Origin of the sequence: Thermovibrio sp., assembly GCA_015488335.1 — a bacterium.
In the GTDB taxonomy this organism is placed as follows: Bacteria; Aquificota; Aquificia; order Desulfurobacteriales; family Desulfurobacteriaceae; genus Balnearium.
In genome coordinates this window covers 12,212-26,678 of the sequence record WFNZ01000042.1, presented here as the reverse complement: position 1 = coordinate 26,678, position 14,467 = coordinate 12,212, and the positions used below count along the sequence as shown (strand labels likewise).

Annotated in this window: 13 protein-coding genes; 5 read left to right on the top strand and 8 right to left on the bottom strand. The window is 43.4% G+C overall.

Annotation, left to right across the window (positions count from 1 at the left end):
* The first annotated feature begins 1 nt into the window (after position 1).
* Complete coding sequence (locus tag F8H35_RS04945) at positions 2-358, top strand: DsrE/DsrF/TusD sulfur relay family protein (RefSeq protein ID WP_472569812.1); 357 nt, start codon at positions 2-4, stop codon at positions 356-358.
* A gap of 36 nt (positions 359-394) precedes the next feature.
* Here the strand turns inward: F8H35_RS04945 and F8H35_RS04940 are convergent, their stop codons facing one another.
* Together F8H35_RS04940 and F8H35_RS04935 are read right to left on the bottom strand one after the other, a co-directional pair.
* Positions 395-808: a rhodanese-like domain-containing protein gene (locus tag F8H35_RS04940; protein ID WP_472572439.1), complete on the bottom strand. Its 414-nt coding sequence runs from the start codon at positions 806-808 to the stop codon at positions 395-397.
* A gap of 20 nt (positions 809-828) precedes the next feature.
* Positions 829-1,563: a C-GCAxxG-C-C family (seleno)protein gene (locus F8H35_RS04935; protein WP_472572438.1), complete on the bottom strand. Its 735-nt coding sequence runs from the start codon at positions 1,561-1,563 to the stop codon at positions 829-831.
* A gap of 57 nt (positions 1,564-1,620) precedes the next feature.
* Between F8H35_RS04935 and F8H35_RS04930 the strand changes: the two genes are divergently transcribed.
* Positions 1,621-2,352 carry a TrmB family transcriptional regulator gene (locus tag F8H35_RS04930; RefSeq protein WP_472572437.1) on the top strand — a complete coding sequence of 244 codons (732 nt, stop codon included), beginning with the start codon at positions 1,621-1,623 and terminating at the stop codon, positions 2,350-2,352.
* Here the strand turns inward: F8H35_RS04930 and F8H35_RS04925 are convergent.
* Genes F8H35_RS04925 through F8H35_RS04915 form a run of 3 tightly spaced genes read right to left on the bottom strand, consistent with a single transcriptional unit; the run spans position 2,341 to position 3,420 of the window.
* Positions 2,341-2,682: a glycine zipper domain-containing protein gene (locus F8H35_RS04925; RefSeq protein WP_472572436.1), complete on the bottom strand. Its 342-nt coding sequence runs from the start codon at positions 2,680-2,682 to the stop codon at positions 2,341-2,343. The genes F8H35_RS04930 and F8H35_RS04925 overlap by 12 nt on opposite strands.
* Positions 2,657-2,992 (bottom strand): septation protein SpoVG family protein, encoded by a 336-nt coding sequence (locus F8H35_RS04920; protein WP_472572435.1) that lies wholly within the window; start codon positions 2,990-2,992, stop codon positions 2,657-2,659. The genes F8H35_RS04925 and F8H35_RS04920 overlap by 26 nt, the downstream gene beginning before the upstream one ends.
* Complete coding sequence (locus tag F8H35_RS04915) at positions 2,989-3,420, bottom strand: hypothetical protein (RefSeq protein ID WP_472572434.1); 432 nt, start codon at positions 3,418-3,420, stop codon at positions 2,989-2,991. The genes F8H35_RS04920 and F8H35_RS04915 overlap by 4 nt, the downstream gene beginning before the upstream one ends.
* A gap of 57 nt (positions 3,421-3,477) precedes the next feature.
* On the opposite strand from F8H35_RS04915, the gene F8H35_RS04910 reads away from it, so the two are divergent.
* From F8H35_RS04910 to F8H35_RS04900, 3 genes are read left to right on the top strand one after another with little or no spacing between them, the layout of a single operon-like run.
* Positions 3,478-4,134, top strand: a complete 657-nt coding sequence (locus F8H35_RS04910; RefSeq protein WP_472572433.1) for a phosphoribosyltransferase — start codon at positions 3,478-3,480, stop codon at positions 4,132-4,134.
* Positions 4,131-4,505, top strand: coding sequence for a cytidine deaminase (gene cdd, locus F8H35_RS04905; RefSeq protein WP_472572432.1), 375 nt, complete (start codon positions 4,131-4,133; stop codon positions 4,503-4,505). Before F8H35_RS04910 ends, cdd begins: the two co-directional genes overlap by 4 nt.
* A 9-nt stretch (positions 4,506-4,514) precedes the next feature.
* Positions 4,515-5,192, top strand: a complete 678-nt coding sequence (locus tag F8H35_RS04900; protein ID WP_472572431.1) for a response regulator transcription factor — start codon at positions 4,515-4,517, stop codon at positions 5,190-5,192.
* Here the strand turns inward: F8H35_RS04900 and F8H35_RS04895 are convergent, their stop codons facing one another.
* The 3 genes from F8H35_RS04895 to F8H35_RS04885 all read right to left on the bottom strand — a co-directional run bounded on the left by F8H35_RS04895 (position 5,193) and on the right by F8H35_RS04885 (position 14,467).
* Entirely contained in the window at positions 5,193-5,552 is a 360-nt protein-coding gene (locus F8H35_RS04895) for a hypothetical protein (protein ID WP_472572430.1), read from the bottom strand. It abuts the gene before it with no gap.
* Positions 5,553-5,603: 51 nt separating this feature from the next.
* Positions 5,604-10,112, bottom strand: a complete 4,509-nt coding sequence (locus tag F8H35_RS04890) for an SdrD B-like domain-containing protein (RefSeq protein ID WP_472572429.1) — start codon at positions 10,110-10,112, stop codon at positions 5,604-5,606.
* 362 nt (positions 10,113-10,474) lie between these two features.
* Positions 10,475-14,467, bottom strand: a complete 3,993-nt coding sequence (locus F8H35_RS04885; protein ID WP_472572428.1) for a hypothetical protein — start codon at positions 14,465-14,467, stop codon at positions 10,475-10,477.

The following is a 14,467-nucleotide window of genomic DNA, read 5'->3' as shown; positions in this document are numbered from 1 at the left end:
AATGAAAGTTCTTCTCGTCCTCAACAGGCAGCCCTACGACGGAACGGACGTAACCTGGAACGCTTTAAGGCTTGCAGGAAAGCTCCTTGAAAAGGGAGCAGTTGTGAGGATCTTCCTGATGAACGACGCCGTTGACCTTGCAAGGAACGAAACTGTTAAGCCGGCTTCCTACGACCAAGACCTCGTTGCAATGCTGAAAGATCTGATTGCAAGGGGAGCTCCCGTTAAGGTGTGCGGAACCTGTATGGCAAGGTGTGGAATCCACAAGGGGAAACCTTATTACGAAGGGGCTGAGAAGGCCACGATGAACGACCTTGTTGAGTGGATCCTTGACAGCGATAAAGTTCTAACCTTTTAGAAGAGGTGAAGGGGAGCTCCCCCCTTCACCGGCCCACTAAAAGAGCCTGTTGTAGAGCTCCTTCCCAACAACCCGGGAGAGCTCCACAACTCCACCCCTCAGAACAAAAGTCCTATCAAACCCCAAAAGCCTCAGGGCAACAACAACTGCCGTTGCTCTTCTGTCTGTGTGGCAGAGAACCAAAACAGTTTTGTTCTTTGGAATTTTCTCTAAGTTCTCCTCCTTAAAGAGCTCGTGCATCGGAATGTAGAGGGTGTTCTCAAGGCGGGGTGCAAGGAGCTCCTGCTCCAAAGGAGTCCTGATGTCCAGAATAACGAAATCCTGCTTCTCCTTTATAAGGTCAACAACCTGCTCCGGCTCAACGGCACAGGGGTTGCTTGCAAGAACTTTCGGCGTAAAGTTTGAAAAGAGGAGCTGAATCCTCTTTAAAATCTCCCCGTTTACATCCATAACAGAACTCCTTTAATCGGTTAAGAGAGCTCGTGCATCGTTACTTCGTGACAGAGCCTGCAGTCCATCTTCGTCTTTTGAGCTCCTTTAACTTTGTAGGGTTTAAAGTTTCCAAAGTGGTAGTCGTTCAACATCTCAACAACCTTTGCCGCAACGGAAGCTGCAAGCCTTGCACACCTTTCAGAACGCTCTTTGCTGTTGTAGAGAATCGGTCTTCCAAACTTAACAGAGGCTATTTTGCACCACCTCTGAACTGAAACGTGGCAAAGCGGTGAATGGGAAACGCTTTCAGGGAAAGGCTGCTTGCACCACTTACCTTTACAGGGAACGTAAGTCGGAAGGGGAGTCTTCTGATACCAGTCGTAGAGGGTATCTATCATAGCTTTAAAGTCTTTCAGGTTACATGTAAGATTGAAGATAGCACCTGCAGCGTTAAGGGTTCCACATAATGTTCCCCAGCCTGCGGCACCGCCGCCGCCGTACCAGAACATAAGGGTTGGAATTCCCAAGTAAGGCCCTCCAACTTTTTCCTGAAGCTCACTTATAACAGCGTTGAAAACTCCGTAGGCACACTCGTGCTGGTAGAAACCGTCGTAGGCCTTATCTGCCACTCTCTTTGGATCAAGCTTTACGTAAGGAAGCGGAAGCTCAATCTTCTTCTGAGACGCAAAGCTCATTGCAGAACCGACAGTTAAGCCTGCAACTGCTCCCAATCCTGCTTTTGCAACGTCTTTTAAAAACTTCCTTCTCTCCACGGCACCCTCCTTAACCACTATTTGGTGGTGAAACAGTTTTCATTATATCATAGGAGTATGGAAGTAAAAGAGGCGGTTAAACTACTTAAGGAATTCGGCTTAAATTCTTACGAGGCAAAGGCCTACGTTTCACTGTTTAAACTTGGGAGAGCTCCCGCCACAGAGGTTGCAAAGGAGTCTGGCATTCCTCCTCAGAGGATCTATGACTCACTGAAAAGCCTTGAGGAAAAAGGTTTTGTTTACGTTCTGAACGGGAAACCAAAACTCTACGTTCCGTCTTCTGTCAGGGATGCCCTCTTAGGAAGGATATACCAGATGAAGACAGAGTTTGAGAAGAGGGAAAGGTTTTTGAGAGAGCTTATCGGGGAAGTGGAGGAGCTCCTATCCCGGTTCCAGGGGAAAAAGAAGGAAGACGAAAAAGAGGTCTTCTCGTTTGAAGGAGAAAAAGCTCTTATTTCAAAGGCACTTAACATAATATCCCAGGCAAGGGAAGCAGTATGGATAGCAGGAGTTAAGCCACTCTTTAAGTTCGGCTGCAGGGGAAACCTTGACAAATACCTGCCGCCTGGGGTGGAGCTTATAGCCGTAGGTAAGTTTGACACTCCCTGTAAAGAAGAGATAAAGAAATTGGGCGGGAAGTTCGTTGAAAAGGAAGTGGAATTACCTTACCTTCTGATCGTGGATGGAAAGAAACTCCTCCAGATATATTCTCAGGAAAAGGGGCTATATACAGAAAATCCTTTAGTTATAGCTCCCTTCATCTCTTACTTCAAATCCCTACTTGGTTGAAGGGGCAGGCTGGCTGTCTACCGTGTACCAGCTCTCGTGGACGTGGATAACCTTCCCATCTTTTGTCTTCACGTCGTATTCGGTATCGGCGTTAACCGTGTGGGTGCTGGTCTGATCACTTCCAAGGACGTAACCCAAAATACCACCTGCTACGGCTCCATAGATGGCAGCGTCTTTCGCCTTTGCCTTGTAGTGTTTATGGGTTGCAGCCCCTACAGCAGCGCCGCCCAAAGCTCCAAGCATTGCAGCATCTGTCTTTGAGAGCTGGTTAGAGGCACAACCAGAGAGGAAAAGCCCTGCAGCGCTAAGCATTAGAAGAGCTCTTTTCATTATACTTCTCCATAATCCGTTTATACTCATCAAGGATCTTCCTCCTTATGTGGAGGTAGAGCTCCTTACTTAAAGGGTTCACTATCGGGATAAACTCTCCCGTTCGGCTCTTACGGGTGGGCATCTGTATAAAGTAGCCCTTGTTTGAATATAGTATCTTTATGTCCTTAATTTCCAAAATATCGTTAATCCTTATAGTCGCAACAGCCTTCACGTTTCCGCCAACACCTGTTGTATCAAAGGGGTATATCTTCACATCGGTAACTTCAAGATTCATAACTGGAAGGCGCTCTTTCTCTTTCCTGCTCATCCAATAGATACTCCTTCACTAATCTCCCTGTAAACGGAGCTCCCCACCTCTTTCCACCTGTTTAAACGCCTTCTGGAGATAACCTGAAGTGGGAGGTAGACGCCCCTTTCCTCAAAAATCTTAAGGGCTTCTTCCATAACAGGCTTAAGGGCAACAGTTTCATCATCTACCAAAACAAAAACCTCAAAACCTTCAGGTTTCTCAACCACTTTCACGTCATCGTATTCCACTCTACCTTTCAAATTCTCCACAAACTGCTTAAGAGCCTCTTTCTTCTCACTACAGAGGGAAAGTAAATTCCACCATGGAGTTGGAAGGTTCTCTTTGCTCTCAACGTAAACAACCACTCCCTCGGTTCCATTGGGAAGTGAGCAGGGCTCAGCAGGAACGAAAACGCCATCTCTGAAAATAACCCTTAGAGTTTTCACCTGACACTTCTCCCGAACATATTTTCAATAGTGGGAATTTATTGAGAGGATGGAGAGATGGCCATATTTAGAGATAGACTTCAAGCTGGCCTTGAGGTTTCAAAGAGAGTAGAGCTCCCAGAAAACAGCGTAATCTTCGCCATTCCCCGGGGAGGAGTTCCAGTAGGCTACGCAATATCAAAGGAGAAGAGGATTCCCCTTGACATAATCGTCGTCAGGAAGCTCCCTATCCCGTGGAACCCTGAAGCCGGCTTTGGAGCAGTAACGTTAGACGGAACGGTCTACCTGAACCCCGAATTCAAGGGCTACCTCTCATCGAAAACCGTTGAAGAGATAGCTAAGGCTGTTCTTCAGGAGGTTGAGAGGAGAAATTCTGTTTACAGAGAAGGCAGAGGGTATAGAGATTTAACTGGGAAAGTGGCGGTTGTTGTTGATGACGGTTTCGCCTCAGATTATACGGCGATTGCAGCAGCAAACTTCTTAAAAAAACTGAACCCGGAGAAAATTTACGCAGTTGCGCCGGTATGCCCCGTCCACACAAAGGAGCTCCTTGAAAACTACTACGATGGGGTTTACTGCCTGGTAGAGAGCAGGGAACTCCCCTTCGCCGTCGCTTCCTTCTACGAAGATTTCCACGACCTGACCGATGAAGAAGTTTTAACTTACATAGCAAACCTCAAAAGGGAAAATCTTTTCTGGCCGGAGGTGAGATGAAAACGGTAGAGATGCTGAAGATTGCAAAAGAAGTCGTTAGAAACTCCTACTCCCCATACTCAAAGGTAAAAGTTGCTGCTGTTATGGTAGGAGAGGATGGAGTGGTAACCGGAGTGAATGTAGAAAACGCTTCTTACGGTCTTACGGTCTGTGCAGAAAGGGTAGCTGTGTTTAAAGCTTTATCGGAAGGGAAGAAAAATTTTTACAAAATGTTAATATATTCACCCGACGTTATGCCCTACCCGTGTGGGGCGTGCAGGCAGGTTCTTTCAGAGTTTTTCCCTGAAGACTTTGAGATTGTAGTAACCGACGGAAGGGAAGAGGAAACGTTTACGTTAGGGGAGCTCCTTCCCTTCAACTTCAAGCTGTAAGGAGGTTTCATGGTAGAAGTTCTCCTGATTGAAGACGATGAAGACCTTGGAGAGTTAACAAAAGACCGACTTGAAGATTACGGATTCTCTGTAGAGTGGATACTGGATGGAGAGGAAGCCTTTAAAAGACTCAAAGAAAAGAAGTTTGACATCATACTCTTAGATCTCATGCTCCCCGGAATGAGCGGCCTTGAGCTGTGTGAAAAAATCAGGAAAGAAACTGTAAACAGAGAAACTCCCATAATTATTCTTACGGCACTGGGAGATGAAGAGACAAAAGTCAAAGGCCTTACTTTAGGGGCAGACGACTACGTAACAAAACCTTTCAGCATAAAAGAACTGATAGCAAGAATTGAGGCAGTTCTGAGAAGAACCGGTTACGGTAAGAAGGAAATTTTAGAGTTTGAAGGAATAGTTGAGAACAAAAAATCAAAATCTGTAATGGTAGATGGAAAACCGATACACCTTACAAAGACGGAGCTCCAGCTTTTAGAGTTCTTTCTAGAACATCCGGAAGAGCTCTTTTCACGGGAGGAACTCCTTGAAAAAATATGGGGAAGTGACCACAACGAAACCACGAGAACAGTAGACGTCTACATAAGCAGGCTCAGGAAAAAGTTAGGAGAAAAGGGGAAATACCTCAAAACTCTTCCAAGGCTTGGATATAAGTTAACAAAAGAACTTTAACTACTTCTCAACAATTAACCTATAGTGAAAAACCTTTTCCTCTGCAGGAGCAAGATGGGGAATGGTCCAGACTATGTAAGTCTTTCCATCTTTCCGCCAAACGGTAGGGGAACCTGAACCGGAAATGTACCTTGTTCCACGGGGAATGGAGACCTTTACTTTGACATTCTTTAGAAAGAAAGGACAAACGCTTCTTATTTCTACACTACATCTTAAAACGCTCCTTTTCTTAAGGCCAGAAACAGCTGAAACAGTTTCTTCAGCCCGAACACATTTCTTCTCTATCCTAATTTCAGAAGCCAATACAAAAGAAGGAATTAAAAGGAATACAGTTAGAACAGACACAAGGAGAGCTTTCATAGTCCCCCTCCTAAATTAATTGTTATTAATAATATTAATTAGAAAGTACTGCTATTGGCAATCTCCCTTCAACCTTACAGTATAGTAAATGCTACCTTTCTGATTAGGTTTAATAAACCTAAACTCCCCATCCGTCAGCTTATTAACATCTACTTCTAAAGTATTACCAATTAAAATGACTCCATCTGTATCAGGGCTATCTTCTACAGAACCTAGAAACTCCTTACCTTCAATATAAAGCTTAACATCTTCACCATCGTAACTTTTCGTTACAAGGGAAACATCGTCAGATATAACATCGGAAATTACCAGGTTAACCACATCTTGAGCTCCTACATTCTTAAAGTCTATTCTATATTCCAGATACTCACAGGGCTTGGCTCTATTAGAAGTGCTGAAACCCTCTCCTCTATTTACATTCCTCACCCATTTTGAGAGTTTCAGTATTCCACTCTGAGCCAGATTTACAGTAATTGTATCTGTCAGAGAACTTGAATCATCGTAAACGCTGCCGGTATTACCGTTGTTACCACTTGTATTCTTCCAGTCTTCAAACACCGTAACGTCCAGCTTTTCTGTATGCCCAGAAGCAGAAGAAGGAACTTTCGTTCTTATAACAAAACAGACACGTCCTGCAGAAACAGAGTCACCGGTAAGTTCAAAGTATCCATCATTCATAGGAACCAAAGCATCAGGATTCCCATCACAGTCTTCGTCTGTGTAAACAGTATAACTCCAACCTTCTTTACTGGTAAGTAGAACCGCGACTTTTCCCGGAGTTGATAGATTTACCGCATGGTTTATCGTGACAGTACTACCTGGAGAGACAACGTAACTCTGAGGAGGCTCTACCTGAACTCTGCCAACGTCTCCAAAGTTATAATTTTCAACAGTTGACCCAGAAGAAACCGTTAGCTCCAGACGGTTCCTTTCTACCGAAGCGTTCTGGAAGTTGGCACTAACATCTGAACCTACCGAATCACCGGTAGATACGTAACCCGAAGGATCAGTTTCAACTATATAAACAGTTTCCGAGTCAAAATCTGAAGGTATCCAGAGACAGTAACTGCCGGAACTATCGGTAGTAGTGGTATCAATAGGAGACGAACAGTCTGCATCTGTGCAGACTCTTACAGTTACACCGCTTATTCCCCTCTCTGTTGAGGATTCAAATACAGCATCGTTGGCATCTGACGATGATGAAGAACCGTCTCCTCTGTCGTTAAAGACGTAACCGCAGACCTTCTCACCGTGGTAGTTACCGAAGTTTACCCCTGAAAGGTTAGAGGAAACGGAAATGTTCTGACTGAGACCTGTAGTGGGAATCCAGCCGGTGGGAGCTCCCTCAGAACAGGAATCCCCATTATCTGGAGATTCGAGAACCTCATAACTGCCTTCTTGAACATCGGTAAACTGGTACTCTCCAGTATTCGGGTCAGGAACAGCAACTTGAACAACGTTACCGTTCTGGCAGAGCTTTACGTAAACAGTAACTCCACTGCCCATACCACCTTCGGAGCTCTCTCTGGTTGAGGAGTGGTTTATATCGTTATAAACGTAACCTGAAACCGTATAACCGCCCTGCTGTGAAGAAACAGTAGTATCTGCAGAAAATTCAGACGTATTTCCATCGCTATCTGTAGCAGTTCCTGTAATTTCATCACCAACGGAGAGGCCTTTCCCTGAAACATCTATATCGCAGCTAAATGTTCCGTCGTTATCCGTAGTGCAACTCCCAAGATACCAGTGGCCCTCTCCATGAGACACGCTCTTTCCATCACCCTCAAAAACTTCACCGTTGTTGTTTCCATCATCATCGGCCTTATAGACCTCAACCGTCATCATCCCTTGAATTTTTGAACTCTCAGTCCCAACGTAGCCCTCAAGGTGAAGTGTATTCCCATTGAGAACAGCAGTAGTAAATACAGGATAGTCAAGCCCTGCATTCTGCTGACCACTGTTCTTACTACCATCGTTAGGAGTTACACCATCACCGTTTGGGTTAACGCTACCACCTGTTCCATCAATGTGGGTCTGATCAAGGTCTATAGAGATACCACCGTTGTTGTAAAAAATGTTCTGCGTAATCGTGTTCTGCTTGGAAGGTGTGCTGCTGTCTAAAGCAACAACCACAACCCCGCTGCCCGGGTTATCGTGGATAACGTTTTTCTCAACGAGACTTCCACTTCCAAAAAGCCTTACACCTCCAAGTTCAGTAGTGTTGAGGTTTCCATCACCACAGACATCACCGTTTTCATTTCCCCTTCCAGACTCAACAATGGTGTTGTCCGAAATGGTGTAGGCACCAGGAGTTCCCCAGCTCTCAACACCGTAAGCGGCAGACTTCTCTATGTAGTTATCCCTTACAACAACAGAATCCCTACTTCTAACAGTAGGCGAATCCTTAATAAACTCAAAACTTATTCCATCGGCACACTGGGCACTTCTACCAACATGGGATATGTAGTTTCTTTCCATTATTCCTGTTCCTTCCATACTTATCCCGGCATCAGCTTCACCTGCAATGTAGTTGTGGTCAATATGAACGTCTGCCCCTGCCCTTACGTGAATTCCCTCCATTGCAGCCTTATCAACGTCTGGAAGGCTCCCATCAGCCTTTGCCCCAAGGAAGCAGTCTGAAACGGTAACGCTACTGCCAGATAAAACCTTAACAGCGCTGGGGTATTTACCCGTATCCCACCCTGTATTAAAAACTGCAACTTTTTCAATATCTACGTTTGAAGCGTCAACAGTAAAGACACTACCCTTTGAATTACCGTCAACCTCAAGCTCTGGTTTTTCATAAGGGGAAAGCGAAGTCTGATCTACTCCAACAGTTCCCGGGGCCGAGACAGAACCGGTGTTGGTATCCCTGACAGTAGTACCATCCTGATAGCTGTAGGCAGTTCCATCAACTGTTGTTCCAGAATCCTTTATAGGAGGAAGTGCATAGAGGTTATTGGAATCACTCACTAAATTCAGAACAACCGTCCACCAGTTCCCAGAGTTCTCAGGAACAGCCGGAACAAAGTGCATGTAATTGGAACCGCTTATGGCATTTGCATTCTGAATAAACTGCCTCAAACACCCCTGACAGGTTCTGCCGTTATCGGAATCGTCGTCCCGGTCATTAACGTTTGTAACAACGTTAAAGCTGAAGCCGAAGTCAACGTTAGCAAGGGTGTCAAGCCCCACATGTATTAGTGCCTTGTGTTCAGCGCTATCCAGATCTGAAGCATCATCACTTCTACTTCCGTAAGATCCTCCAAAACAGACGTGGGAACCGGAAACCTGTTCAGGATCGGTTGAACTGTCAGCATCAGTATCACATAGGCCTTTAGCGTAACTATCTCCATTAGAAGGAGCGTTTACATAGGTTTGCTCTGCCCATACATCACCCTGAGTATACCCGCTGTTTAACCCTTCTACAGGAGAAACTGTTTTCGAATCAACAACAACGTAGTAATCGTCGGTATTAAGGTTAGCAAAATAGTAGTAACCGTTGCTATCAGTTGTTGTTTCAGCCTTTAAATCTCCTTCCTTTGAAAACAGCTTTACCTTAACACCTTCAACAGGCTTTTTATCGTCCATATTTCCATCACCGTTGGGATCCTCATAAACGTGACCTGCAAACCCTGTAACCTTCAAGTCATAGATAGCAAGGGCAGACACAATAACAAGGTCCTGTCCTGTAGAGAAAGCCCAGTTGAGTGAAGTATCTCCAGGATTAACGTACTGAGAAGCATCAACAGAGTCTATATCAACACCGTAGGTATCGTCTTTGGGAATGGCAGTTGAATTGGAGTCAAATAGGTTTGTTCCTGCAGCATGACCGTTAATTTCAAGTTCCTCATTATTGTTAAGATCGGGGTCACCCTCCCATACAATGCTCAAAACCTTTAAACTCGGATTGTCAGCTGCAATAAACCCCGTAAGATCCTTAGAAAACGAGTTATTATGGACAATCTTAAACCCTTCATAAAGGTGAATATACTTCATATCGGTTGAGTTTGATTCCTTATAAATGACAATCAGAGACCATCCACCAAGAACCGTGCAGTAGTCACTCCAGGGACTTCCGGTATTTATCGTTAAATCTGTAAGGGTATACGTTCCAGAACCGTAAGATTTGACAAGATCTGTAACGTCTGCGTAACAGCCGTAGAAAGAGAGGCCATTAACGCCGGAGTATTCCGACAGATGACAGTTAGAAGAGGAAGCCATTACCTGGCTTCCATTAAGGGTTACTGTATCATCAATCTCACTGTCTGAAGCTGCCCAGAAGAGAAAGGCTTTTTCAACCTGAGCACCGGTGGGGAGACTGAGCTGAGCAGTAGAAGAGTCGGTAACAGCTGTACAGTCCTCATCGTTAGATTTCGTTCTGAAAGTGCCTCCTGTGGCAACAAGTTCAAAAGGTCCAGAAATACTGTATATAGAGGTCAAATCATCTCCGTCATTATTATCACTGTCTGCCAGAGAAACAGAGGAAAAGAGGGAAAGGGAAAATAGAGCCAAAACTAAGGAAATTAACCCTATTTTAAAGAGATCTCTTATATTCAACATGCAGTCTCCCCTCATTATACTTATCTTGCTTTCCAATTCTTACTGTAAATTCGTATAATTTCCCAGAATTTTTACCTTTAAAGTAGAATCTAATCTTAAAAGGTGGAATTCCTTTAAGAAGTATCTCCTTCTTTTTCCCATAATGCCACTCTTTTCCACCCGGGAAAATCACATGAACACCTCACGGTTTATAAACACTCTGAAATATCAGAGGTTCTTTCAAATCATTTACCAGAATAATTTTCACTCTCGCTCTACCTGGAAAAGGGTACTTAACAAAAAGGCTTCTTTTTGATAAAGGAAATCCTGCTGCACTAAAACTTAGAATAAGGCTCAGAAAAAAGGTAAAAAGTATCTCTTTAATCCGCATAGCGGGTTCTCCTACTGAGAAGTCTATCCAGCTTTCTAAAGGTGTTCTCGTCAAACTTTACTCTGAACTTCATATAGAAACCTTTAGCCCAGTAGTTGGCATCTTCAAAGTCCCTATCGTAAAAGCCTGAAAAGTTGTAACCTACAGAAACCCAGAAGTTCTCTATTACTCTCACTCCAACTTCCGGTCCCCAGCTCAGAAGGTAGCTGCTCGTATTAACGTTCCTCATAATTCCGGCGTGGAAGTTCACATCAAACCTATCGGTTAAGTCGTAAGTGATTCTTCCCCTTAAAAGATCTATAAGAGATGTTCCCACAGACTTAACATTTTCATACTTAAGTGCATACTCCCCCATAAGGGTCAACCTGTAAACTGGCTGATAGTTGATATGAGTGGAGAGAATCGCTTTTTTCGTTACCTCATCTTTATCTGAGAGCTTTAATCTGAGTTTTAAGAGCCAGTTCAATTTATCGTTTAACATGGGCCGCCTGGCAAGCCCAAAGAGAAGATCGTGCTCTTTATAGGACGAGATAAAGAAACGGTCTCTGAGAAATAGAGTGTAATCTTTACCTACCTTAAAAATCCCACCAGCCCTCAGTAGGTGTTCCGTTTTAACGTTTCCAAACCTTATCTCGTAATCACCAGAAAGAAGGTATTTCTCACTCTGTCTGTAAGTTCCCCTGAACCTTAAAGCGGTGTAGTCGGAGCTCCCCTCACCTCGGTAAGTGTGAACGTTTTCTCCACCCAGGTCAAAGGAAACTTTATCGCTGTACTTAAAAGTCCTGTTCAGCCCAAGGTGGGACTGAACTCTCCAGCCGGAAGCGGAATCGTCAAGGGTGTACTTAGAATATGCCGTTGTGTTTTCATCAAGCTTTGAGTTGAGGCCGAAGGTTGTAAGGCTTTCGTCTCTATCTTCAAGTTCTCTGTACTCCGACTGAAGGTAGGCGGTGAGGTTGGGATTTAAACGGTAAGAGACTTTACCAACGGTTCTATTGGGGTAGTAGGTTGAGTTGTTCCTACCTGAAAAGGACTGTTCGCGTCTTAAGGAGAGAGAGAGCTTATCGGTTACGTTCCAGTGGAGCTCCCCAATTCCCTGAAGGTAGGAATCTGTCGCATCTTCCCTTTCCTCTCTGTTCCACCTTAAACCAGCCCCGAGTGAAAGCTTATTGGTAAAGAGATAAGTTTCCCTTATATCAGCTTCTTTCCGGTCTATACCTCCTCTACTTTCAACAGTTCCCGAAGAAGAGAGCTTAAACTTCTTCCAATCCTTTGAAAACTGATAACCGTAAGTTCTGTAAGCCTCCTCGGTCGTATCTGAAGACGGGTTTTGAAAACCCTCTGTAACCCTTTTGAAAAAGAGTTTTCCAGAAGCTCCTGAAGAACTGTAATCGGCTTCTAACCTGTAAGCTCTTCCTGAAGTAGAGGTTAAATCTTCATTCTCAAACCCCAAAGACCTGGAAAACTCCCCTAAAACCTTTAAGGAATTTCTGTTATAGTAAAAATCTGCCCCAAGGAGCTTCCTATCCCTAATAGGATGCTCCTCCTTAACAGAAAAGAGACCAAATCTTACACCCTTTATCCACTTTTCTACTCTCAATCCATAGAAGTACTTTTCTTCCGACAAGGCTGTTGTTTCGTATTTAACAATCAGATACTCAGGATTCAGGTTTTCATCAAATTCAGGGAGTGGTTCTTTTAAAACAATAAAACCTTCGGTATAGTTAATTTCATAATCAGTAAACCTGTTTAGTTCTTTCCTCTTAAGAACAACCTGAGGGTTGTATCTGTCCCTTATCTCTATCCATACTTTCTCAGAATAAGGCTCTACAGAACCTTTTAAGAAGAAAGGTCCAGACGTTCCCTTACCCCTAAACTCCTCTCTAACAATATCCTGATCGTTCTTCGTTACAAAAGCTCTTACCCTGTAGTTTTTCTTCTTTTCAAGGTTTAGAAGAATTCCGTTAAAAGTTCTATCGTACCTGTTGTAATCAAACTCATCTCCAAAATTTGTTCTAAAGTCTCCAAAGAGGCTGTAAGAAATACCCTTTTCTACTCTTAAAAAGAGATGCCTTTTGCTTTTAGCTTCAAAGTACTGCTCCGAATCATCACCATAAACTGGATAAAATTCACCCTCTTCCGTTGAAGGGGTATTTTGCTGTAAGAGAACATCATCTGGCTTCTTCGTATCGTAACGAAGAGTAATAACAAAATCTTTCAAACTTCCCTTAGCAAAAACGGCTCCCCTACCTCTTACATGAGTTCCACTTTTTGAGTGATCAAAGGGCATATCCTCAAGTTTCGGTGGAGAATTATGGATAGAGGAAACTCCCAAATCCCCCTCAAGTTCACCGACAACTATCCAGGGCCTCTTTTCAGGATAGAACTGGATTGTGAAGTCTCTACTAATCTCTCCGTAAGTTACAGTTATTTTCCTATCCTCTATACTCTTGGCCGGCGAAAGTTTCAGAACAGCCCGACCATTCACAAGCTGAACACGTAAAGGATGGTCTTGAAATTTCTCAAACCTTCCAGTTGAGTAGTCAAAAATATCTCCTTTATCAACTGTAACGGTAATGTAAGTATTTTCTTTTGCTGGATTCCCGTTTTTATCATAAGCTTCTACTACTACATAGGCATAGCTTCTACCATCCGCAACAGGTCTTTTAGGAAAAACTTTGAATTTAAAGTCTGAAATATCAGAAGAAACTGTGATTTTCCTCTCTTCAACCACTTTTCCATCAATAACTAACCTAAGCTTGTTAACCCCTTCCTTTAATGGAACGCCGTAATATTTAAGCAGAATTAATTGACGAGCCCTATCTACTCCCTTTTCAGCCCGAAATTTTTTAGGTATCTTCTCTCCATTAAGAAGAAGAAGATACTTGCTTCTAATAGGAACAGAAACGTAAATCTCTGTTACGGGCTGAGGAACAATAACGTCGGATGAGGGATACAGTATACTTGCCCTAATCTTATGGGCTCTTTTTTTCTTTATTTGTCTAGAGATCCGCTGAAATCCCGTTTTCTCTGAAAGTTCTTTGACAAAATTACCGTCTTTACTGAAAGTTAAAGTACTCCCACTTTCTGTTTCTGCAAAAACTACAGATTTTATCTTTTCAATCTTTTTAGGAGAGGTAAAACGAATTTCTAGAGTAAAACCACCATTAGGTTTTAAAAAACCTACAGGGATAAAGAGGAGCTCCCCCTTCCTCTCAGGAACAACCGGCTTTCCATTGATCAACGGTGTTCCTGCCACAATTTTAGACTCTTTAGGCAGCTCTAAGACAACTTTTACATTTTTTAAACTTACAGGATAAAGCTCCTTTACGTTCAACTTGTAAGTTGTGAGATAACCTTTCAAAAAGGGAACAGACTTTACTGAAGCTCCAAAAGGAGAAACTGTTTTTCTAACAACTTTAGGAGCAAAGGCTTTTATCTTTATCTCTGCACGTCTATTCTGGAAAGTTCCGGGATATGAAGAGGTAACGTTCCTTACTTTGGGCTCTAAAGCTCCATGGCCTTCAACCTGAAACACAATTTCCGGATGCTGAAAGAGATCACACCTGTAACCATCACCGGACTTTAATTTCACAGACTCAGTTCTGTTTCCAGAATGGAGACCAGGTTTAGTGGTTTTTTGCGAACGGCTTACTACCCTTGATGGGTCAGTCTTTACAATTCTGTATCCTTCAATTCCGCTCTCTCTGAGGAGCTTTTTTTCAGCCTTTGTAAGAGCCCTCCTTTTCTTCAGGAATACCCTTACAGAGAGCTCTCCGTTTTCTTTTCTATAGAAAAATGCCTTTTCCTTTAGCTTACTGGGTAAAGAATTAAAGTAAGAATGAGCAATTACTTCATTTGAAGTTGATATGAGTTCAGCACTATAAAAATGAGAAACTTCCTTCGCCTGAGCTTGAGAAGAGACCCCACCGGCAACAACAGAAGCAAAAAGTAGAAAACTTCTAAATTCCCCCTTTTTTAGCAT